This window comes from Paenibacillus vandeheii (assembly GCF_030433635.1).
GTDB classification, from domain to species: Bacteria; Bacillota; Bacilli; order Paenibacillales; family Paenibacillaceae; genus Paenibacillus; species Paenibacillus vandeheii.
The window spans coordinates 364633-387428 of record NZ_JAROCD010000006.1 but is presented as its reverse complement, the minus strand read 5'-3'; the positions used below and the strand labels follow the sequence as shown (position 1 = coordinate 387428).

Genomic DNA, 22796 nt, shown 5'->3' with positions numbered 1-22796 from the left:
ACAATAGTTAAGATAAGGAAGGACATAAATGAAATCTCAAACCTCTGCGCGCATCAAACTCCCGGCGGGATTTTGGGCAGGATTACATCAATTAGGGATTGTCGCCCACGATGTGGCTCGCAAAGCACAACTGCCGCTCACCATCATAACTGAACCAAGCGTCACCACCGCTCAATATTTTGCAATCTGGCAGGCTTATTCCGATCTGGTGGGTGACACTGCCGAAGGGATCATCAAGCTTGCGACTATCTTTGAAACGTCGAAATATCCGCCGAGCGTTTTAGCGACTTATCATGCTCGTGACTACCGGGACGCATTAAATCGAATGGCTCGCTACAAGCAGCTTTGTCCTCCTGAAAGCCTGTGTATTATAGAAGAAGGAGAGGACTGTTCCATTGAACTGAATTGGTTGTCTGGTGAGCAAACAGGTCCACCATTATTGGTTGGCGTCACACTGGCATTTCTTCTGGAACTTGGACGCCGGGGAACAGGTCAACCCTTAACAGCGCGGCTTGTTGAATTTTCGCTCCCTATGGGTGATGTAAAGGCCTTGGAGGATTATTTCGGTTGCCCGATTCGGATGGGTGCAGCATGTAACCGGCTTACGCTGGATCGTAAAGATTTGGACCGGCCTTTTCTTTCATATAACGAAGAATTACTGGAGATCCTTACTCCCATTCTGGACCGATCGCTGGATGAACAGCAGGGTAGTCGCTCCATTTCCGAGATGGTCAAATGGATTATGAAACGCAGTCTCATAGGTGGTCGCCCCGACATTCAGATTATAGCCAAGGAATTGGGTATGAGCGATCGTACCTTGCAGCGCCGGCTAACAGATGAAAACACAAGTTTCAAACATCTGTTGACGCAAGCCAGACATGAGCAGGCACGAGCTTACTTGGCGGACCCCACACTGGATATTAAAGAAGTAGCTTTCCTGATTGGATATGAAGACCAAAACTCGTTCTACCGAGCCTTTCGTTCATGGGAAGGGGATACGCCTACGAATTGGCGTACGGAATATTTGGGAACGAATTCCCTATCCGAAGGATCATCAAAATCATCAACGCTTCATGAATTGAATGAAATGAATGCTTTTTAACATTTGGCGTGTTATGCAAGAACTTTGGCGGAATACGCTAGTTACTGAACCATGTGGACCCTGTAATATAAACCTATCCGGAGCACAAGACTGTTTGTTAAAGAACTACGAATCAGCTTGCCGCTACAAGTAAAAATAAAAGGAGTAGTGTGATATGGATATGGGCTTACACGGTAAAAAAGCATTGGTTACAGGATCAACGAAGGGGATAGGAAAAGCCATTGCCATTGAACTTGCCAAAGAAGGAGTAGATGTACTCATTAATGGACGAAATGATGAGGACGTAGAGCGCACGGTCAATGAAATCAACTCCGATTACCCGACTACCTCGCCCCAAAAGGCTACAGCTGATCTGGTAGATAAGGGGCAAAGAGAAGCATTATTTGAGAAATACCCCCAGATTGACATTTTAGTGAATAATATGGGGATCTATGAAATCATGTCATATGATGACGTAGATGATGAGGTATGGGAAAAATACTTCCGTACGAATGTGCTCGCTGCAAACGGATTATCCAAATTTTATCTCCCTAAAATGGTGAACAATGATTTTGGTCGCATTATCTTTATCGCGAGCGAAGAAGCGGTCATGCCTTCAGGACAAATGCCGCAGTATTGCATGACCAAATCCATGCTATTATCCTTGTCCAAAAGCTTGTCCAAGTTAACCATAGGAACAGAAGTGACCGTCAATACGATCATGCCAGGACCAACCCTCTCTGAAAATGTGCAACAAATTATTGAGAGCATCTACCCTGATGAATCGATGACTTTTTTAGAAAAAGAGAAGGATTTTATGAAGAAAAACCTTCCGCAATCCGAAATACAGCGATTTATTAAGCCTGTGGAGATAGGGAGATTGGCCGCGTTTGTGTGCAGTCCTTATGCATCCGCATTCAAAGGCTCACCAATTCGCATGGATGGTGGAATGGTGCCAACCATTTTCTAGTATTACTTTCAATTCTTAACGCAAAGAACCTTGAGATTTATCTCAGGGTTCTTTTTTTGGTTTTTTTCATTGTATATATTAATCATCTTAATGAATTCATTCCAAGTCGTTATCCGTTGAGGGGATCGACTTAATTACAAGCTCAGCAAAAGCTTGAACGGCAGGAGATAACCATTTTTTCTTTTTAATCAGCATGTGGGAGTAAATGGGGTCAAACGTTTCGGAATGATTCACAATGTGAAGCTTTCCCCGTTCCACATCTTCTTTGACTGTAATGTAAGGCAAAAATGAAAAGCCAAGCCCGCTCATAACAGTTTGTTTGATGGCCTCAATACTCCATAACTGTGTAGTTTGAAACGGAGGAATATCATGCTTTACAAGATATCTTTCAAACATCGTCCGATAACTGCAGCCTTCTTCGTTGGTGATAAAAATGGATCGGTTGTTCTCCAGTTTATAATCATCAAAATGCTCCGGGCCATCTTTGCTGCAAACCAGGACCATTTTTTCCTCGACCAGCTCGTAATGAATGCATTTTTCCGGATGCAGCTCCGGATACACCATCAAAGCCACATCCACACGTCCGCTTATTAAGTCCACCTGGTTTTGCTCACAAGTACCGTTGGTAAGGATGAATCTGACTTGAGGATACTTCGACGAATATTCCCTTATGATGGGACTTAGTCTGGAAATGGTTATAGACTCTGGTGCAGCTACCCTCAATACACCTTTTACTTCCTGGTTGCATTGTATGCTCTTAATTTGATCATGGGTTGCAAGCAAATCTTCTGCCAGCGGTATTAACTCCCTCCCAAGAGGAGTAAGCTTCAAATGTCTTTTTTCGTATGTGAAAAGCTCCCCGCCAATCTCTTCTTCCAGGGACTGTATATGAGTAGTGATTGTGGATTGCGTATAGCCCAATTGGGATGCAGCCCCGGTATAGCTTCCAATCTCAACAATCGTCTGAAATGTTACAAGATGTCTGATTTCCATCCGAGTTCTCCTTAAGTTTTAGACATGTATCGATAAAATTGATAATGCTTGTAATCATTTCAATTTTATTAATGGATTAAATCATCATACAATAGAGTCCATCACATCGTAAATGACTTCTCGTGGGGGTATACCAGAAATGAAAACATTCAAAATCGCTATTCCAGAGCAGCAGTTGCATGATCTATCTATTAGACTGAAACAGGTTCGATGGCCTACTCGGTTCTATGAAGAACCATGGGTTTTGGGGACAGATGCTTCCTTTTTGAAACGATTAGTGGATTACTGGGGGGCGGAGTATAACTGGCGTGAACAGGAAGCGTGGTTGAATCGTTTCCCGCAATTTATTGAACACGTGGATGGATTTGATATTCACTTTGTGCATGTTCGGGGCGAAGGAGTTTCATCACGGCCGCTGCTGCTGACTCATGGCTGGCCAGGATCATTCGTAGAATTGTTAGAACTGATTCCTTACCTGACAACCCCATCATTATATGGTGGACAGGCTGAAGATGCATTTGATGTCATTATTCCTTCTTTGCCGGGGTTTGCATTTTCGAGTAAACCCACACAGCGTGGGGTAGGGTCGAAATATGTAGCCACACTTTGGGCAGAACTGATGGTTCGTTTGGGTTATGAAAGGTATTTTGTTCAGGGTGGGGATATCGGAGCAGGAGTCTCGACGTGGTTAGCGTTCTTGTACCCTGAACGGGTGAAAGGACTTCATCTCAACTATATTCCTGGAAGCTACAAGCCACCACTCACGCAGAATACACCTGCAATGAGCAAAGAAGAGCGTTCATACCTTGACACTGTAGCGGAGTGGTTAGAACGAGAAGGGGCTTATAGCTCCCTTCATCGAACGAAGCCGGAAACCTTGGCTTTTGCGTTAAGTGATTCCCCGGCTGGTCTTGCCAGCTGGATGGTGGAAAAGTTTCAGAGTTGGAGTGATTGCAAGGGAGATATCGAAAGTTCTTTTTCACTTGATCATATCCTCACCAACATCTCGATATACTGGTTTACCAATACGATTGCTTCTTCCATTCGCATATATACGGAAGGGGCCCATATGCCACTGCATTTCGCGGAAGGTCAGCATATTACGGTGCCAACAGGAGTCTCCCTATTTCCCAAGGAGCTGCCCACGCCTCCCCGAAGCTGGGTAGAACGCGTATATAAGGTTACGTACTGGGAGAAAGCGAATAAAGGTGGTCATTTCGCTGCTATGGAGCATCCAAAATTATTTGCAGAACATCTCTATCATTTTTTTCGTTCCATTGATATTGGATAGATTGCGTTCCTAAGGATAATGGAACAGAACATATACATTTAAAAAGTCGCCTGTTGCGGCTTTTTTTATAATTATGAAATTTTATAGTATGAAACATTCGTCTGTCACTACATATTTTCTCTTACGGTATATATACAGTTTCTTCCGCCTGCCATAATATACTCTCCCCGTTCAATATGAACATGATCTCCAAGCACCGTTTTAAATAAATGTAATTCGTTCTTGCATAACCCGGTACATACGGCGGCGGCTTCACAGATGGGACAATGCTTCTCTATAAATAAGAGGCTACCATCGCCTTGATCCCTGACCTCGGCCATATAACCTTCATTTGTTCGGATTTCAGCCAGTTTCTCCAGTCTTTCCTTCACGCCAGTTACATCACCGATGTACTGAAGATATTGGTCTTGCATGTTCTTATTTCGAACACTCAGCAGCTTGTCCAGCCCTTCATTTCCAAAAGCTTCTTTCATGGAATTAATCAGACTGACGGATAACTCTGAATATCCACTAGGAAAAAAACGATCAGCCGCGGGGGTTAGTCTCCATAGCTTGGTTGGTCGACCCATGGGACGAGCCTCTTCTTCGAAAGTAACCAATCCTTCTTCTTTCAGTGCATTTAAGTGCTGCCTGATAGCCATTCCAGATAACGCAAATTGGGAGGAGAGTGCCACAACATCCATTCCACCTTGCTGCTTGAGCAGGTTAATGATTGCTTTTCGGGTACTGGTTGAGGCAGCCTTTTTCGTTTGGTCCTGGCTCATGGTGAACCTCCTTTTTAAACAACAGAATCTGCATGATTTCATACATTTTAAACAAAAATATTGACAAAGTCAAAGGCGAGCTGTAGCTTATACTTTATAAATAAAAATGTTTACTAAGTATCCGGTATCCAATACAAATCATGTATGAATTTACACTCAACGGAGCCGCTCTAGCCGCTTTCATACCCTGTTTGATGGACTTGTGTACTAAAAACATGAATTTAGGAAGAGAAATATCCTGCGATTGCGATCATTTATCCGGAGGTTATCTGAATGAACCATGTGTTAGTCTTGTCAAACACGCATCACATCGTTAAAAGTTTAAGTTTGTTGATTCGAACAGAGCCCTCCTTGCATGTCCTGGACGCTACGCGTGATGTGGTCTGTGACATTAACCATCTTCCGGATAATACTGTGATCATCGTAGATATGAATTTGGAGAATATTAAGCCGTTTATAGAACAATTTTCCGGGAAATATAGGATCGTTTTATATAGCGGATCTCTTGAAATCATGGATATTCCTAACCATCTGCAAGAAGCAGATTATCGATGTTTTAATGCTTATACGAGTCCTGAAGAAATCATTAGAATTTTAATGGGCAGCGTTTGAACAACACCAGTCTAACCCAAAATACGTTTCAAGGAGGTATAAACGATGATTCAGGTCAGTGAAACAGCATCCGAAAAGATCGTTGCAATTCTGGCAAGTGCGGTTAGCCGGAATTCATTTCTTCGAGTAGGGGTGGATGAGGGGGGCTGCAGTGGTCTGTCCTATACCCTTATCGTAGATGAACAGCAAGCAGAAGGGGATATCTTATTAGATAAAGGTGCATTTCGTATATTGGTTCACTCAAATACGGTTCCATATATTGAAGGACTTGAGATTGATTATGAAGAAAGCGGGATGTTAGGGGGATTCACCATGAATAATCCTAATGCAAAAGTGTCATGTGGCTGCGGGGCCAGTTTCAGAATGGCGAATTACCGTGGCGAGGTTAAAAAATGTGATTAAATGATATGATGTTCGGAATAATTCCAAGTAAAATCTCATATTAAACATACAATGAAGGAGTTTTCTGTTCGCCGATTGTGCAATCATGTCTTTTCAACTCAGGGAGAGAATGTCATGAATATTTTTGAGAATCACATACCTTTGGAAAAATTGAAATTGAATGAGCCATTAAAGGACCATACCTATATAAGACTAGGTGGTAAAGCAGACATACTTATTCATCCTACTACGAAGGAAGAAATTATTAACATAGTTAACATTGCAAAAGTACATCAAATACCTCTGACTGTCATTGGCAAAGGATCAAACGTCATTATTAAAGATCAGGGGCTGCGTGGAATCACGCTCTCTCTGAGCCAATTCGATCAAATTGCGGTCTATGGTGACAAGATTGTCGCGCAAAGCGGTTCCAATATTATCGACGTCTCACGGATCGCTTTGGATAACAGTCTAACGGGTCTGGAGTTTGCATGTGGAATACCAGGGAGCACAGGTGGTGCTTTATATATGAATGCGGGAGCTTATGGCGGTCAGATGGATGAAGTCGTCGAGCAAGCGCTTGTTGTTACTAAACATGGAGAACTGGTTAACATCGCCCGCGATGATATGCAGCTTGGGTATCGAAACAGTATCTTCCGAACAGATCAATACATCATACTTGAAGTCGAATTTAATCTCAAAAAAGGCAATAAGGATGTTATCTCCAGTGTCATGCAGGATTTAACGTTCAAACGGGAATCCAAACAACCGCTTGAGTACCCTTCTTGCGGAAGTGTTTTCAAACGTCCAGAGGGATATTATGTCGGGAAACTTATTCAAGAATGTAATTTACAAGGCACTCGCATTGGGGGAGCTGAAATTTCGAAGAAACATGCGGGTTTTATCATTAATGCAGATCACGCCACTGCTGAGGATTATTTGGAATTAATTAGATTAATTAAAAAAAGAGTGTACGATCAATTTAATATTGAATTGGAGACGGAAGTTATTATTTTGGGAGAGTAGGCAGGAAATTTAACAGATGACTACGACTTATTGGAGGTTATGTTGTGAAATTAATAGGATTGTCCGGGTCGTTGATTGGATCAAAGACACCAGTGGGTGTGGATGCTGTGCTCCAATTCGTGAAAAATAATCATCCAGAAATTGAAGTGGAGCTCATAGACTTAAGAGATTATAAAGGGATCGAATTTTGCGATGGTCGCCAGTTGGAGGATTACAATGAAGACACCCAGTCGGTGGTTCAAAAATTGATGGATGCTGACTTTTACGTAATCGGCACACCAATATATCAATCCTCTCTGACAGGTGTACTAAAGAATGTATTCGACCTATTGCCTGTGCAGAGCATTTACAATAAAGTGATGGGTTTTATAGCAACCGGTGGCACCTATCAGCATTATTTGGTTGTGGAAAATCAGTTAAAGCCCATTGCTGGCTTTTTCCGCTCCTATGTCGCCCCAAGCTATGTATATCTGAATAGCGATCATTTTGATGCTGAGAATAACATTAAAGATACGGAAGCACTGAGTCGGCTGGAAAAATTGGCTGAGGAACTGGTCTTCATGCAGACTCAATTAAAAGCGTCTTCCGTCCTGAAATAAGCTGTACTTCAATAAAAGAACAAAGGTAGCCGTTCAGTGCGAACGGCTGCCTTTGTTTGTTTTTCATCTTCAAAAGTTAGCAGAATTTATACATAAGAGGTGGAGTCCTCAAAATTATTTTTTCTAACGCGTGGCTTTTTCGCTTCCTCCGGTGTCTAATTAAATGTAAATCAAGAGGAGGTTCACCACCATGTCAGGAGCTCATGACACGAAACCTGTTTATCCGGATGAACAGGAAAGCATCACCATCTTTGAGAACACGTATGAACAATATCGTCAAAGAATCAGTAAATACTTCTCACTGAAATTGAACCCGTTGGTTGCAGATGATTTGACCCAGTATGTATTTTTGAAAGCGGTCGAAAACATTCATAGCTTTAAAGGGACCTCAAATTTATTCACCTGGATCTTTAAGATTGCTCAGAATACGGTGAAAAACGAATATCGCAGGTTATCGCGACAAAAAGAATCTCCTTATGATTTTACAGATTATGAATCCCAATCCATCTCCCTTGAATTTACGAAACATGTTGATATCCGAATTGATATTGGCTCCGCGTTACAAAAGCTGGATGAGATTGATCAGGAAATTATTGCATTACGCTTTTTCGTTGACTGCACCTTGCCTGAAATATCCAAGATTGTTGGAAGGCGGGAGAGTGCAGTAAAGAACAGACTATACCGGGCTTTGGAGAAATTAAGAAAAGAACTGAAAGAGTGGGGGGACATTGCCATCATGTCTATTCAAGACCTGATTTCTATTGTAAATAAAGGTGTAAGCCACGAAACGAATGATCGTACGAAGAAAGTGCATCAAGATTTGTTCGATGAACTCAACAGTAGTGTTGAACGAGTGTCTACCAAATACAAACATCGTCCATCACAAAAAGTAGTCATTGAAATTTATCCCGATTTGCCAACGTTCCATCAAGCTGTCGGAGAAACTGATGCCCCCAATTGGTTTATGGGCACATATGAAGGGCGTACTCTGAAAATTGTCTCTCCATTGAACCCTGGACCGGAGCATACGTATCAATCCATTCTGAAAGGCACAGTCCACTTGTTCGCCATGTGGCTAATCAGCGATATTAATCCTGCAGCTCCGAAATGGATCGGACAGGGCATTGGTGGATAGGAAGCTAAACAGATGTCCCAAGATTTTATTAAAGGTTCGACGGAAGATAGCATTCGCAACCAGACCATTCCATCTTTTGATGAATTAAATAACGATACGTGGGATTTTGAAACGATGAAAGGTTTTCAATTCTCTTATATGATGGTGGAATTTGTGGTTGAGCGATACGGAGTAGATGCATTAAACAAACTGATCCGTAATCCTCAAGATTTTGAAGGAATCTTTCAATGTAGCGAGACTGAATTATATAAGCTATGGGTGGAATATATCAAAATATAATTTGAATACCTTTGAAATGTTAAGTCCGGTGATGAACCGGGCTTTTTTCTATATGAGAAATGGTTATTGTAATATTATATAAACATATTTCAGTTCTTGGAGGGAGCTGCAGTTGAACACTACTTCGTCGAGCAAAAATAAATAAAATTACGAGTGTCTTGAAAGAATACAGAACAACGCATCGAATCCATGGACTCGATGCGTTTATTTTTACAACTGATTATACGACTTACCATCGACTGGTTCTAACCAAACCGTTTCTCCAGGTGTAATTGCCAAGTGTACAAACCAACTGTCTTTTGTAGCTCCATGCCAATGTTTTATAGTAGGGGGAATATTAATTACATCCCCGGATTTAAGTAATTGTGCTGGTTTACCTTCTTCTTGATACCAGCCCTCGCCACCAGTTACAATCAAAACTTGCCCAACTTTATGAGAGTGCCAGTTATTGCGAGCTCCTGGAGCAAAGGTTACACTTCCAATGGGTGCATTAAGTGGAGTCGGGTCAGTAAAGATCATTTGTAAGTATGCATCCCCGATAAAGTTTGCATCAACTTTTTGCCCTAACGGAAAGATGGCGGTCTTTTGTAATTCTTCATTTGTCATCATTGAACCCTGCTTTCTCTTAATGTTTGTAGATTTCTTTTGCGATATTAAATGCTGACCAAGCTTTCGGCCATCCAGCATAAAATGAAAGATGAGTGATGATTTCCGCAATTTCCTCTTTGGTTACTCCGTTTGCTTTTGCTTTTTGAAAATGAGGAGTTAACTGTTCGAAATTCCCGCCAGCAATCAATGCGGATACGGTTATCATGCTGCGATCGCGAGGTGATAATTCCTTCTCTCTGGACCAAACTTCACCAAATAAAACATCATCATTAAGTTCAGCAAATTTCGGTGCAAATTCTCCAAGTAATTCTCGGCCGGCGGTTTGTTTTTCGGGCATAAGCTCTTTACCTCCAATTCATTTCAATGTGCACATGACGAAGTATAGGCCTTAAAGTGAACTTTAAGTCAAGACACTATTTTTAGTTTTGTTCAAACTGTAGAAGTGTATACTAGAGGGAGAAACGAATCTAGGAAACTGAGGTTGATGCTATGACGTATTCCATTGGAGAATTTGCTGAAATTATTGGTATTAATAAAAGCACGCTCAGATATTATGAAATGGAAGGTTTACTTACTCCCCAGCGAGATGGAAATAATCTACGGGAATATACAGATCAAGATATCGGATGGGTTCGGTTTTTACTACATTTGAAAAATTCGGGAATGTCGATGGTAGAGCTAAAACAATATACTGAATGGCGTGCCATGGGTGAGGAGACGATGTATGATAGACTTCATTTGCTTGAACAGCGTAAGGGCAAAGTAGAACAGGAAATTCAAGCATTGCAAGAGAATCTGGATATTTTAAATCGAAAGATTATGTTCTATCACGATCAGATCAATGGGGATAAATATGAATTCGTTCTTTATTCAGAACAGAAGGAAGATGCTAAAGAAGAATCCACCTAACGCATCTTTAAAGGAGATTGTATGCCACAAGTGAAAAAGGTAATTCGAAGCAAGTGGTTTCTATGGATAACAGGTGTTGTCGTTATTTTGATTGCTGCTTTTTGCGTACTATCCTTCATCCTCGTAAATTCGGTATCGGCTACTTTCGAAACCGGAAGTGTTGAAGAGAGATATGCTCTACCCGGTACATACGAGGTAGATACAATGGAGATCACGGACGAACAAGGCGAGAAGCTGTACAGGATTTATTCTCCGCAATCAACGGCTGTCTCGCACCCACTCATTGCTTGGGGCAACGGAACGGGAGCTTTGCCTGATAATTATGATGAGTTGTTAAGACACCTGACCAGTTGGGGATTTATTGTCATCGATACATACAGTCAAACTACGGGCACAGGAAAAGAAATTATGGCTGCCATTGAATATATGCTCAGTGAAAATGAAGCAACAGTCAGCCCGTTTTACAAGAGGGTTCAGAAGGATCGAATTGCAGCGGCAGGACATTCGCAGGGGTCAACGGGCGTGATTAATGCTCAGACGAATTTTGAGAACGGTAATCTCATCAAAACGGTTGTATCGATTGCTCTGCCCGACCTGAAATATTGTGATCCAGAGGACGTGTATAATACTTCAGCGCTGAAGGTTCCATTTTTTGTTATGGGAGGGACCCGAGATTTTATCATCTCCCCGTCAGATTCCAACCAATTGGCCTTACGTAATGCCAACCCGGATCTTCCAGTTTTAATGGCTATGGCTAAGGGCGCTGCGCATACAGCGATAGAGCAGGATGGCGGTCAACATCGAGGTTATTTGACAGCTTGGATGAGATATCAATTAATGGATGATTCAGAGGCAAGGGGTGCTTTTGTTGGCAATCATGCTGAAATAGAAACGAATGATCATTGGAAGGATGTTACCACCGCAAATTTGCAATAGTTATCGTTCACATCATTCGAAGGGGCTGTCCCAAGTCATAAAATGGCTAGGGACTGTCCTTTTTTTTGTATGTATGAACGAGCGAGCTCTAAATTAAAGATAAGCACTTTTTTCCAACAAAATGCCAAATAAATGACAACGAAATGTTATTTCTATTTGTAACGGCTTACTTTATGCTAGATTTTAACACCGATTGAAGAGTCTGAATTTTCTCTGCGAATACTGCTATGACGGTTAATCGATGGCAGATGAGAACAAGACCTTCAGACGTAAGAACGCAAACGCAAGTAGAGAGTTTTGATGTATTTGTAAGCGATAACAAAACACGGACTAGGAGGAAATAACGTGAGGAAGAGTCGATTCATGTTCACGCTGATGGTCATTTTATTAATGGTTTCTTCGGTGCCGATCACGGCCACAGCGTATCAAAATCCACAAACGTTACCGGATGAATGGGGACAATACGGATTGGGAGATCCCTATGTATTGAAATTTAATGGATACTATTATCTGTATGTAAGCACAAGAGATACGGACGATGGTGTCAAAGTATGGAGCTCCAAAGACCTGGTGAATTGGTCGTACCGCGGCTTGGCTGCAACAGACCCCATTACGCATGGAGCTTATGCTCCTGAAGTCGTTTACTGGAACGGAATGTTCTACATGTATACATCACCTGCCGGAAAGGGGCATTACGTACTGAGCAGCACGAGTCCTACCGGACCTTTCAATGTAGTGACTGGCAATCTTGGAAAGTCGATTGACGGTAATGTGTTCATTGACGATGATGGCTCGTTCAGCTTCTATCATGCCGCGCAAGGCCGCATCGATGCTGCACCGATGAGCAGCCCCACTCAGATCGGAACGAGTGCGTCAACAGGAGTGGGCATGGGAGGCTGGACGGAGGGTTCGACCGTCTTCAAACGGAATGGAAAATACTATATGACCTATACAGGCAACCACGTATTTAGCAAAGGATATCGGGTGGATGTGGCGGTTAGCACCACAGGTCCGAGATCCGGATATGTAACTGATAGCACCAACCCGGTATTAATACGTACGGAGGGCCCAACCGTGGGATTGGGACACAATACCGTAGTAACGGGACCCAATCTGGACACTCACTATATGATGTATCATAATTTAGAAGGTAACGGAATAATTGGACCGCTGCGGCATCTGAACATGGACCGAATTGTATGGAACAACGATAAGATGATTGTGCTTGGTCCAACTTCAACGGATCAACCCAATCCGGAAATGCCTGCTTTCTACGACTACTTCGATCGTTCTGCCATCGGGAGCAATTGGAACAACGTGAACGGTGGTAATTGGGGCATCTTCAATCAAGAGCTCATGTGGCAAAATTCATTGGGCAGCTCAACTTGGTACAAACAAGTGACTGCTTCGACCAGCGCGTCCGATTATACGGCAGAATTTAACATGAAGGAAATGAATCGGGGAACTTCCACCAATCCGAGATATGGAGCTACATTTTCCTATACGGATGAGAACAATTATGGTGTTGCACTGATCAGTTCAAAGAACAAGAGACTGGAAACATTTTTCCGGGTTAACGGAGTGGATCAGGCTTGGCAAACATTCAATTTGCCCGCTGACTTCAATTATTCGAAATGGCATAACATACGCATAGAGAAGTCGGGATCAACGTTTAAATACTATGTAGATGGCATGTTCAAAGCAACACGTTCCGCCAATGTAGGAGCAGGCAAAATCGGTGTTCTAACAGAGGATACGCATGCGGATTTCGGCTACACTGCCTTTAATAACGATGTGAATGGAAGCAGTGCATGGAATGCTTCCAAGCCGATTCCGGGCACGATCGAGGCTGTTCATTATATGAAAGGTGGCGAAGGTGTCGCTTATCACGATACAACGCCTGCTAATCTTGGTGGGGCTTATCGGACCGATGCCGGTGATATTCGTCTAAATAGTGAAGCACTGTTCAACTTAGGCTGGAACCAGACCGGAGAATGGTATAAATACAAAGTAAACGTAGAGACAAGCGGATATTATGATATTGATTTTCGCATGGCTACCGCGTTGGACGGGGCTCAAATTCGGCTGTGGGATGGTGCGACCGACTTGACAGGTATCGTCAATGTACCTAATACGGGTGACTGGGAGAACTGGAGAAACATATCCAAGAAAAAGGTCTATTTAAATGCAGGGCAGCGGGAAATAAAGGTTGAATTCGTAACAGGTGAGGCCGACTTCTCAAGAATGACGTTTCATAAAAATGTCGATGTGACCAGCGTAAGCGATAATTTTAACGACGGGGACGATAATGGATGGACCCGGTTTGAAGGAACCTGGGCGGTAGAGAACGGTGAATACAGTGCCGCGAGCACTGGGCCTGCCAAATCTACAATCGGGGATTCGCAATGGGCAGATTATACGGTGGAGTCCGATATCAAGATGATCGATACAGGCGGTGACGGGGGCTTGCTCGTCCGAGTGTCCAATGCATCCCACGGCACGGAGCGAGGCCAGAACAATTATGATGCTTTACAAGGATATTACGCCTATCTGACTACAAGCGGAGTCAGTCTGGGCAAGATGAATTATAATTGGGCGCTGCTCAAGAGCAATGCGCAATCGTATTCAACCAATACCTGGTATCATATGAAAGTTGTCGTTAAGGGCACCAACATCAAGGTGTTTGTCGAGGATATGGTCAATCCGAAGATCGACTATACCGACAACAGCTTGAATCCGTTCACACATGGCAAAATCGGTGTCAGAACCGCAAATAAGCACACGCATTTCGATAACGTATCCGTTTCTCCTTGAGAAAGCAGCATGAAAATCAAGAATGAAACGGTTGTTACGAGAATTGAGGTGTATAAAAGAGTCGCAAATCGGCGGCTTTTTTGCCTTCCTCAGATCTCCTTCACCACCGCCATTTCCCAATAGCCAATTCATCAGATTTCACTGATAATGAAATGATGGAATCCAAAGAGGAAGTGGTTGGTAATGAAAAAGTGTGATCTGCTCATTGGATCTCATGTATCCTTTGGCGGGAAAGAGATGCTTCTGCAGGCGAGTAAGGAAGCCGCTTCTTATGGTGCATCTACTTTTCTGATGTACACCGGGGCGCCGCAGAATTCGAAACGAAAACCTATTTCGCAATATAATATAGAAGCAGGCCATATGCACATGAAGCAGCAGGACATTTCCAACATTGTTGTGCATGCTCCGTTCCTGATAAATTTGGCTAATAGCTACAAACGAGAGGTATTTGATTTTAGCGTACAATTCCTGCGGGATGAGATTGAGAGAACGGCTTCGCTTGGATCAAATCAGCTTGTTCTTCATCCCGGTGCCCATGTTAACGCTGGGGTAGACATCGGCATTCGGCAAATTATCCAGGGATTAAACGAAGTATTACAGGACGACAATTACCCTGAGGTCCAGATTTCGTTGGAGACGATGGCCGGAAAAGGGACTGAATGCGGAACAAGCTTTGAAGAACTGGCACAGATTGTCGATGGTGTACAACGGAATGAACGACTCTCCATATGTCTGGATACTTGTCATGTTCATGATGCAGGATACGACATTGTTCATCATTTTGACGGGGTACTGGAGCAGTTTGACAAGATCATTGGCCTTAATCGACTGAAAGTGCTGCACATCAATGATTCCAAAAATGTGCGGGGATCGAGGAAAGATCGCCATGAGAACATCGGGCACGGGCATATCGGGCTTCAAGCTTTGGATTATATCGTGCATCACCCCCAGCTCGTGTCACTTCCAAAACTGCTTGAGACGCCGTCGATTGGCAAAATAAAATATAAGAATGCTCCTTATCGACATGAGATCGCCCTGTTAAGAAGAGAATGCTCCGAACCTGTGCAAAAAGAAGAGGACTCTTTAGAAAGCAGTAAGTAGAGAGTCCTAAAAACAATCGCTTAATCATTCCATGTTTATTCTCATAGGACATATGTTAAAATGGATGGAGCACGTTACTTTTTACTAAAAGGAGGCCGCCATGCAGCCAATAGAGCCTCAAGACATCCAATCCCGGATCAATCAGCTTCTGGATCAGGACCTATATTTACACCTCGAACTCACGTCAGGTGCTTACGCAAGTCACTTCGATAGCACCAGGCACCCGGGGTCGGCATTCATTTCCAATGCGGTCATACGATATACGCAAGGATCGATCTCCGGCACGGGGCCATATCGCGTAGGCTTAAAGACTACTCACGGCTGGATATACGCTGAGGGACTTACACACATTGACGAGCTGGAACAAGAACGACTCATTCTGGCTGGTCACGATAGTCAAGGAAAGCTGGTTGTAGCCTTACAACTTAGTCGGGAATTGTTCTGATGAAAGCGGAGGATCAAATAAGCATGAATAACAAACAGATTGAACATCAACGCATTTTAGTTGTGTTTCCCCATCCTGACGATGAAGCGTTCACTGCTTCGGGAACGTTGGCGAAATACATAAAAGGCGGTGCTCAAGTCACTTATGCTTGCCTGACTCTAGGGGAGATGGGACGTAATATGGGCATCCCTCCATTTGCCAACCGTGTCACCTTGCCAATAATTCGTAAGGATGAACTCATAGAGTCCTCCAACGCAATTGGCATTCAAGATTTAAGGATGCTCGGTTTTCACGATAAAATGATCGAGTTTGAAGACCCTGAACTGCTAGATGGCCATATCTTGGCGCTGATCAAAGAGCTTAATCCGTCACTGGTCATTACTTTCTATCCGGGGTATAGTGTGCATCCCGATCATGATGCAACCGGAGCTGCGGTTACGCGAACGATTGGTCGACTGCCCGCAGAAGAGAGACCTATTGTATACTGCTGTGCATTCTCCAACAATCATGAGGAGAGCATCGGGAAAGCGGATGTGATTGAAGATGTGAGCGGATTCCTTGCCGAAAAAATGGCGTCGATTCGAGCTCACCGTTCGCAGTTCCAGGCGCCGGAACTTGTCGGCAAGCGGGAATTGGATGATGAACAAATCCGGAATCGATTTGGAAGAGAAGCATTCTGGACCTATAAATTCAATTAATTATTTTACTACAGTTTGCCAACATCTAATTTGCCTAAAAGTCGCCATTATGGCGACTTTTTTTGTTATAAGCAGGTCTTGTTCTCCCAATAGAGTCTTTTCCAAGTGGTGAATGGAGAAGGAGGGGAGAGTCATATCATGAGAATAGGGAGATGTTTGCAATATTTTATAAGTAAGTTAAAGGGATTTACAGTATGTGTATCAATCTATAAAGTATAAATACGGGTTTCCAGCCGCTTCCATGGGTAATAACGTATTAACAATTAACTTGGAAGGAGTACTACAAATGAATGAATTTCGTTCTGTTTATATGAAGATCCCGATGTTTGTCATGTTACTTGCACTTACAGCTTGCTCTGGAGAAACAGAGCCGTCGGCAAACCCTGAACCATCCGCTGTAAGCAATGAGTCAGTTTCAACTCCCACGACAGAAAATGAGGTAACCTCTGAAACGCCGCGACCGGAGACAGAAAGTTTTGATTTGATGACAGGGGAGGGCAATACATCACAAATGGCAACGTTACATCAAGGAGAAGGCTTTTCACTGTACGTGTTCGAGAAATTTTCTTTTGACGCTGCCAAAAGCCGCTTGTCGCTGACAAGCAATTCGGACTACTATGTGGATATTGAACCACTTCCCTCTGATTATGATCTGAGTAAACTTGAGACAACAGGGCGAGAGGATTTGGAAAAAGCAGGCGAGGTGTCTGATTATAGTGGCGAACTGATCGAGCATCCGCTTGGTTTCGCTGAGCTTTATCTTCAAGCCTCGGGTGAAAATGGGATAAACGATTATATGGTCTGGAAATCTGAAAAAAGTGATGCTTTTTTATTCCGTCTTCACAATCCAAAAGGCGAAGAAGCCTCCGATTTCGCTGGTCAAGTGCTTGTTTCCTTATCTACTGTTCAGGGAGAATAGTAATTAGCGTTATCTGAAGGAGTGGACGTAGTAATGCAAACAATGCGAAGCAAACGAAGCAAACGACGAATTACAGTGATAGCTATCTTACTTTTCCTCATATTGTGCATCGCATTTATTTATGTTAATGACAAGGCTGGTGGATTGTCCGATTGGCGCATGTCCAAGGCAATGGGAATGAGTGAAACCATGCATATTCCTATAGGAAAAACTCCTGAAGAAGCGATTGAGAGGTTTAGAGGTCCTAATGATTCATTACAGATCATTCATCAAGAACCGGTAGACGGGGGAATGGTTCTGTTTAAACAAAAAACGAGTCAGGCAAATAGCAGCAATCTTCAGATGGAGTATGCGCGTAAAATAGTATTCGGCTGGAAGTGGGTGTGGGGTGGCGGATATTCCATAGGTGAATCATCTCAATTCACGTCAGCGCTGGATTATATGAGCATACCTGAATTAAGTCATATATCGAAACCTTTTCCTATGCTGTTCGGACATATATTAGACCCCGCTATTAAGCGTGTTGCCGTCGAGTTCAAAAAAAATGAGAAACCAGTGGCTACCGAAGCTAAGTTGGTGGAGGTGGGCCCTGACAGCATAATCTGGTTTGTATTCCTGCCCTCGTCTGCAACTATTCCGTATGAAATCAAGGGATTCAACGACAGAGGAGATCTTATAATCCATAAACAAATTGAAGATCCGAATGATATGGGTTCCATGGTTCTTGGAGAGAGTTAAGAAATGAACGTGTGGAGGACAATACAAAGGGAACACCCTCTTGATTAGAGGTTGTTCCCTTTTACGTTAAATGGATCTCCTGTTTTACAAAAAAATAAGTAAAAGAATTCCGACTACGAAGCAATAGTATGAAAAATATATGAGGTTCCCTCTAGCCATAATTCCCATAAACCATCTCATTGAGAAGTAGGTAACGATAAGCGTAGTGATGAACGCTAAAATGTAAGGTATAGCTAGCTGTGTACGCTGCGGATCGGTTACGATGTCAGATGCACCTAATATTACCCCGCCAATGCTAATCGGAATATAGAGCATAAAGGAAAATTTCAAAGCCGTTTCCTGTTTCATCCCGACAGCGATCGATGCAATGACTGTTGCACCAGAGCGGCTTATCCCCGGAATAAGAGCCACGGCCTGAGCCAGACCTACCAGTACTGCGTCTTTCACCGACAAATCGCCATCTCTTTTCCGCCCGCGAAGGTTTCGAATGAGCCACAGAGCAACCCCGGTGATCAGTAAACTAATCGCAACCGTATAAACAGAAGTGAAAATTTCTTCGATTTTATCCTTGAATAACACAGCTCCGATCGCAGCAGGGAGAGTACCCATGATTATGTATAGACAAAACATGAAATCTGCTCTGTACGCTGCATTGCGAGAGATTAAGAATCGCCAGCCTCCGACAATAAGTTTTTTGATATCTTCCCGAAAGATAAACATAATGGCAATCAGTGAGGCTGTGTTTGTCAAAATTTCAAAGGATAATCCATTCTGCTTCATGCCAAGCAATCGTTGAGCAATAATTAAATGTCCACTTGAAGAAACCGGAATAGGCTCAGTAGCCCCTTGTACGATACCTAATAATACATATTTCAACCACAAAATAATGTCTTCCATTGTATCCTCCTACTTATTATTTTCGATTGGCTTTGACATATTTAAGCTGGGCAACAATGATGACACTAATGATAACCAAAAGGAACCACGAACTGATCTTGCTAAAACTAACCAGCTGCCAGGAGTCGTGTTGGTCAGGATATTTCCAGCCATTAAAAAAGGTTGCTATATTTTCAGCCGTCCAGATGAAGAAACCTACGATGATGAAAGCGAGTGTAAGCGGCATTCGATAGGTCGTTAATCGTACCCGATAGATGATCCACGTTTTTCGAAAAACAATAAATACAAGAGCGGTCAACCACCAACGAAAATCGGGAATAAAATGATGTGTGAAAAAGTTGATATAGATGGCTCCTCCTAACAGAACCGAAGATGCAAACCCGGGCCATCCAGTCATGTCCATACGCAATCTGCGCCATATTTGACACATAAAGCTTGCTACACTTGCATACATAAATCCACTATAAAGGGGAACACCAAAGAGCTTGGTATATCCAGGCTCAGGGTATGACCAGGATCCCATCCACACTTTATACATCTCCAGCACCAAACCAATCACGTGAAATATACATATGACTTTGATTTCATCACGTGTTTCCAATCCGCTCCGGTACATAAGGTATTGCACTGCTAATAAAATCAGCAGAATGGCATCATAGCGATAAAGAAAGGGGATCTGAATTACGCTAGAGAGGGCCAGCGTTCCAAAGATCGCCACAGGAAAAATGCAACTCATCGCTTGATGATAACCAAAATGCAGCAGCTGTACTAAAGGTTTCAAGTTATGTTTATCTCCTTCCCCATGCCTTGTTCATAATAATATAGATATGAACCGTTTGTAAAAAGAGAAAAAAAGCTATATATATGTTCTTATTTTCAATTATAGCCGTATTCAAAGACAAACAAGGCCCCTCGTCAATCGGAGGAACCTTGTTTTTTGGGCTATTTCATTATGCATTTTCAGATAGCTTATAGGCAGATTTAATCGTATGTTCGATGAGCGTTGCGATTGTTACAGGTCCAACGCCGCCAGGTACAGGTGTAATAGCCGAAGAAGGAACAAAGCAAGCTTCATAGTCCACATCTCCGACATTCCCTTTGTTATAACCTGCGTCAATAACGACAGCACCCGGTTTAATCCAGTCTCCTTTGACAAACAGGGGTTTACCCACGGCTGCAATGACGATATCACCAAGCTTCACGATCTCCTCCAGATTCACAGTTTTAGAGTGGCAGGTTGTCACCGTTGCATTCCGGTTTAGCAGCATGGCTGAGACCGGCTTGCCCAGAATTGGACTTCTTCCGATGACCACCGCGTGTTTGCCCTCAATTTGAATATTGTAGAAATCCAGAATACGCATGATAGCCTGTGGTGTACAGGAAGGGAATTCGGCTTTTCCAAAAGCATTAAGTGCAAAACCGAGGGTCGTTACACCATCAACGTCTTTTTCGATACGAATGGCGTCAAAAGCTGCTCTTTCATCGATATGATTAGGGACAGGGTGCTGAAGCAAAATACCGTGTACGGAAGGGTTATCATTTAGTTTGTTAATTTCTTGAATCAATTCATCCGTGGTGGTATCCGCAGAAAGAACGACCTTAATGGAATGCACGCCTAAGCGAGCACAAGCATTTCCTTTCATACGCACATAGGTCGCTGAGGAAGGATCATCTCCGACGAGAATTGTAGCGAGACAAGGCTGAATGCCTTTTTCCTTAAGGATGCCAACCTTTGTGGCCATGTCTTCCTTCATAAAATCTGCTACCGTTTGTCCATTTAAGATCAATTTGTCTGTACTCATTTTCACATCGCCCTTTCAACATAAAAAAGAGGCAAGGAAATAAATATTCCTTACCTCTGCCCAGGCGTACGGCTTATTACAAACCATATGCTCCCTCACGGTTCACCGTGTTCGCCAGTCACATATGATCGTTTAAATTGTTTAGATTGATAGTACTTGAAAAAGAAGAATTGTTCAATAGTTAATGGATTTCTGTTATAGAGAGAGATGACCTTAAGGATTAAGTATCTCTTCTATCAATGAAAATTCAACACGATCTACTTTCCAGCCCTTATTTGTAAAGGCGAGTGTGGCACTGCGGTAGAGTGTTTCCTTGTTACCGTAAACGGAACTGGAACCCGAGTATTGACTTAATCTGGCTGTATTACTATCAAGGTAAGTCAGGCCGGATTGGCTAATGATTTTGAATTTAAAGTCATATTCCAGCCCTTTATCCCGAATAATTTGATTGATAAAACGATCTGTAAAATAGGCACTAAAGTATGTCCGAATCTGCTTAATGGACGTCAGATTTGTCGCTTCATTTAATTTGTCAACTAAGATTTGCTGTTGTTTGGCCGTTATTCTCTTTGCATTGGGCACTTGCACTTTGGGTTTTGCCATCGTCACCTGTAGTTGCTTACCATCCAGAGTGATGGTTGCTTGGCTGGTTTGTTGATTCCATTGCACGTTAGCGCCTAAAGCTTGACTGATCAACCGCGCCGGGACATAGGTGGTGTTTTCGTTTAATTCCGCAGGGACATCCAGAGAAACTACCTCTTGGTTAACCAGTATCTTTTTAGAGTTAATGGTCAAACGTATTGTCGTTTCACCTTTGGTAATGGTGATATTTTTTTGTTCTTTGTTCCAGTTAACTTCCGCACCCAAGTTTTCGGACACTGCCCGTAATGGAATTAGAACACGATTATTTTTTAAGATGCCATTATCCAATGTGATGTACTGGTTAGCAGCTTCCCCGGTAGCCGCAAAGCTCGGCAGGATGAGCAAAGTCGTTGTCAGCAATGAAATAGTGATTTTTTTAAACATAGGCTCCTCCTAAGGATTAATTAGTTGAATATGTAGACGTTACCAAAGTAGAAAATGTTTCTGTATGTAAGATGCCATTCTCCAAGTAGGAAGTTAGCCTCAGTTGAGAAAAGGGCTTAATTCTAAATCTTTCTTTTTCTTTTACCAGAGGAAATAGTTGATAACTGTTCTCACTCGTGGTATATTGTTAACAGGTAAACGATTTAAGGATGAATTTGTGTATTAGTTTGATAATTTAAGGTTTTTTATTGTTTACAGGTAAATAAGGAGAGATAGAAGAATGGATTCAAGAGATCGAACAACACAGTTGCTGTATGACCAATTTATCCGTTTTTTACATGTATATGAGAATCACAAGGATACGGAAATCGAACATTTTCTGAGTATCGCCCAGCGGGAAAGCATCGAGAAAATCCCCCAGCATTTGACTGCAGTTCATATGATAGATTGCATTGGCAGGCATGAACCCATTAACAATACGGGCATTGCCGAGGCGATGAATTTGTCCAAAGCAAGTATTACCAAGATCGGCAACAAACTGCTGGAGGAAGGATTCGTCAAACGTACGAAAATGAATGATAACAAGAAAGAGAGCTATTTCAGGTTGTCACCAGAAGGGAAAAAGATTTTTGAACTGCATGAACGTCTGCATGTACTTGAGGCCGAACGTTTCTATCGTTCCATGGACAAATATTCGGAACCAGAGCTGAAAATAATACATCAATTTCTTCAAGACAGCAGCATGGATATGGAATCCAGATAAACCAAAGG

General features: G+C 42.6%; 26 protein-coding genes and 1 riboswitch. Of the genes, 18 read left to right on the top strand and 8 right to left on the bottom strand.

All coding sequences use genetic code 11. The features are described 5' to 3' along the window. Positions 1–28 precede the first annotated feature (28 nt). A complete protein-coding gene (locus P5G61_RS14320) occupies positions 29–1102 on the top strand; it encodes an AraC family transcriptional regulator (protein ID WP_301247157.1) in 1074 nt (357 codons plus the stop codon). A 154-nt stretch (positions 1103–1256) separates the two neighbouring features. Further along, positions 1257–2051 carry an SDR family NAD(P)-dependent oxidoreductase gene (locus tag P5G61_RS14315; protein WP_301247156.1) on the top strand — a complete coding sequence of 265 codons (795 nt, stop codon included), beginning with the start codon at positions 1257–1259 and terminating at the stop codon, positions 2049–2051. Between the two features lie 96 nt (positions 2052–2147). Here P5G61_RS14315 and P5G61_RS14310 read toward each other — a convergent pair whose 3' ends face one another. Further along, complete coding sequence (locus P5G61_RS14310; protein ID WP_301247155.1) at positions 2148–3044, bottom strand: LysR family transcriptional regulator; 897 nt, start codon at positions 3042–3044, stop codon at positions 2148–2150. A gap of 139 nt (positions 3045–3183) precedes the next feature. On the opposite strand from P5G61_RS14310, the gene P5G61_RS14305 reads away from it, so the two are divergent. Further along, entirely contained in the window at positions 3184–4335 is a 1152-nt protein-coding gene (locus P5G61_RS14305; protein WP_301247154.1) for an epoxide hydrolase family protein, read from the top strand. Positions 4336–4442: 107 nt separating this feature from the next. Here the strand turns inward: P5G61_RS14305 and P5G61_RS14300 are convergent, their stop codons facing one another. Beyond that, positions 4443–5099, bottom strand: coding sequence for a helix-turn-helix transcriptional regulator (locus tag P5G61_RS14300; RefSeq protein ID WP_301247153.1), 657 nt, complete (start codon positions 5097–5099; stop codon positions 4443–4445). Between the two features lie 273 nt (positions 5100–5372). On the opposite strand from P5G61_RS14300, the gene P5G61_RS14295 reads away from it, so the two are divergent. The 6 genes from P5G61_RS14295 to P5G61_RS14270 all read left to right on the top strand — a co-directional run bounded on the left by P5G61_RS14295 (position 5373) and on the right by P5G61_RS14270 (position 9131). After that, positions 5373–5711, top strand: coding sequence for a hypothetical protein (locus P5G61_RS14295; protein WP_301247152.1), 339 nt, complete (start codon positions 5373–5375; stop codon positions 5709–5711). 45 nt (positions 5712–5756) lie between these two features. After that, the gene (locus P5G61_RS14290) at positions 5757–6113 is read left to right on the top strand and encodes a HesB/IscA family protein (RefSeq protein WP_301247151.1); all 357 of its coding nucleotides are present in this window, start codon (positions 5757–5759) and stop codon (positions 6111–6113) included. A gap of 114 nt (positions 6114–6227) precedes the next feature. Further along, entirely contained in the window at positions 6228–7118 is an 891-nt protein-coding gene (murB, locus tag P5G61_RS14285) for a UDP-N-acetylmuramate dehydrogenase (protein ID WP_301247150.1), read from the top strand. 44 nt (positions 7119–7162) lie between these two features. After that, on the top strand, positions 7163–7717 hold the full coding sequence (locus tag P5G61_RS14280) for an NADPH-dependent FMN reductase (RefSeq protein ID WP_301247149.1): 555 nt from the start codon (positions 7163–7165) through the stop codon (positions 7715–7717). A 190-nt stretch (positions 7718–7907) separates the two neighbouring features. After that, complete coding sequence (locus P5G61_RS14275; RefSeq protein WP_301247148.1) at positions 7908–8852, top strand: RNA polymerase sigma factor; 945 nt, start codon at positions 7908–7910, stop codon at positions 8850–8852. A 12-nt stretch (positions 8853–8864) separates the two neighbouring features. Continuing rightward, on the top strand, positions 8865–9131 hold the full coding sequence (locus P5G61_RS14270) for a hypothetical protein (RefSeq protein WP_301247147.1): 267 nt from the start codon (positions 8865–8867) through the stop codon (positions 9129–9131). Between the two features lie 210 nt (positions 9132–9341). On the opposite strand, the gene P5G61_RS14265 is transcribed toward P5G61_RS14270, so the two are convergent. Both P5G61_RS14265 and P5G61_RS14260 read right to left on the bottom strand, forming a co-directional pair. Beyond that, positions 9342–9737 carry a cupin domain-containing protein gene (locus tag P5G61_RS14265; protein WP_079344511.1) on the bottom strand — a complete coding sequence of 132 codons (396 nt, stop codon included), beginning with the start codon at positions 9735–9737 and terminating at the stop codon, positions 9342–9344. Positions 9738–9756: 19 nt separating this feature from the next. Beyond that, positions 9757–10077: a carboxymuconolactone decarboxylase family protein gene (locus tag P5G61_RS14260; protein ID WP_079344512.1), complete on the bottom strand. Its 321-nt coding sequence runs from the start codon at positions 10075–10077 to the stop codon at positions 9757–9759. A gap of 152 nt (positions 10078–10229) precedes the next feature. Between P5G61_RS14260 and P5G61_RS14255 the strand changes: the two genes are divergently transcribed. The 8 genes from P5G61_RS14255 to P5G61_RS14220 all read left to right on the top strand — a co-directional run bounded on the left by P5G61_RS14255 (position 10230) and on the right by P5G61_RS14220 (position 18300). Then, the gene (locus P5G61_RS14255) at positions 10230–10649 is read left to right on the top strand and encodes a MerR family transcriptional regulator (protein WP_301247146.1); all 420 of its coding nucleotides are present in this window, start codon (positions 10230–10232) and stop codon (positions 10647–10649) included. 21 nt (positions 10650–10670) lie between these two features. Beyond that, positions 10671–11585, top strand: coding sequence for a poly(ethylene terephthalate) hydrolase family protein (locus P5G61_RS14250; protein ID WP_301247145.1), 915 nt, complete (start codon positions 10671–10673; stop codon positions 11583–11585). A 345-nt stretch (positions 11586–11930) separates the two neighbouring features. Then, complete coding sequence (locus P5G61_RS14245; protein WP_301247144.1) at positions 11931–14399, top strand: family 43 glycosylhydrolase; 2469 nt, start codon at positions 11931–11933, stop codon at positions 14397–14399. A gap of 183 nt (positions 14400–14582) precedes the next feature. Continuing rightward, positions 14583–15500 (top strand): deoxyribonuclease IV, encoded by a 918-nt coding sequence (locus tag P5G61_RS14240; RefSeq protein WP_301247143.1) that lies wholly within the window; start codon positions 14583–14585, stop codon positions 15498–15500. Positions 15501–15600: 100 nt separating this feature from the next. Beyond that, positions 15601–15945 carry a YojF family protein gene (locus tag P5G61_RS14235; RefSeq protein ID WP_079344516.1) on the top strand — a complete coding sequence of 115 codons (345 nt, stop codon included), beginning with the start codon at positions 15601–15603 and terminating at the stop codon, positions 15943–15945. Positions 15946–15968: 23 nt separating this feature from the next. Then, complete coding sequence (bshB2, locus tag P5G61_RS14230) at positions 15969–16643, top strand: bacillithiol biosynthesis deacetylase BshB2 (protein ID WP_029881110.1); 675 nt, start codon at positions 15969–15971, stop codon at positions 16641–16643. A 286-nt stretch (positions 16644–16929) separates the two neighbouring features. Next, positions 16930–17562 (top strand): hypothetical protein, encoded by a 633-nt coding sequence (locus tag P5G61_RS14225; RefSeq protein WP_301247142.1) that lies wholly within the window; start codon positions 16930–16932, stop codon positions 17560–17562. 33 nt (positions 17563–17595) lie between these two features. Further along, positions 17596–18300, top strand: a complete 705-nt coding sequence (locus P5G61_RS14220) for a hypothetical protein (RefSeq protein ID WP_301247141.1) — start codon at positions 17596–17598, stop codon at positions 18298–18300. An 84-nt stretch (positions 18301–18384) separates the two neighbouring features. Here P5G61_RS14220 and P5G61_RS14215 read toward each other — a convergent pair whose 3' ends face one another. The 4 genes from P5G61_RS14215 to P5G61_RS14200 all read right to left on the bottom strand — a co-directional run bounded on the left by P5G61_RS14215 (position 18385) and on the right by P5G61_RS14200 (position 22025). Next, positions 18385–19197, bottom strand: coding sequence for an undecaprenyl-diphosphate phosphatase (locus P5G61_RS14215; protein ID WP_301247140.1), 813 nt, complete (start codon positions 19195–19197; stop codon positions 18385–18387). Positions 19198–19213: 16 nt separating this feature from the next. Next, a complete protein-coding gene (locus P5G61_RS14210; protein WP_301247139.1) occupies positions 19214–19978 on the bottom strand; it encodes a DUF817 domain-containing protein in 765 nt (254 codons plus the stop codon). 169 nt (positions 19979–20147) lie between these two features. Then, on the bottom strand, positions 20148–20999 hold the full coding sequence (locus P5G61_RS14205) for a bifunctional 5,10-methylenetetrahydrofolate dehydrogenase/5,10-methenyltetrahydrofolate cyclohydrolase (RefSeq protein WP_301247138.1): 852 nt from the start codon (positions 20997–20999) through the stop codon (positions 20148–20150). A 51-nt stretch (positions 21000–21050) separates the two neighbouring features. Continuing rightward, positions 21051–21131, bottom strand: a riboswitch (ZMP/ZTP riboswitch). An 81-nt stretch (positions 21132–21212) separates the two neighbouring features. Continuing rightward, positions 21213–22025, bottom strand: coding sequence for a stalk domain-containing protein (locus P5G61_RS14200; RefSeq protein ID WP_301247137.1), 813 nt, complete (start codon positions 22023–22025; stop codon positions 21213–21215). 280 nt (positions 22026–22305) lie between these two features. Between P5G61_RS14200 and P5G61_RS14195 the strand changes: the two genes are divergently transcribed. Beyond that, on the top strand, positions 22306–22788 hold the full coding sequence (locus P5G61_RS14195; RefSeq protein WP_301247136.1) for a MarR family transcriptional regulator: 483 nt from the start codon (positions 22306–22308) through the stop codon (positions 22786–22788). Positions 22789–22796 lie beyond the last annotated feature (8 nt).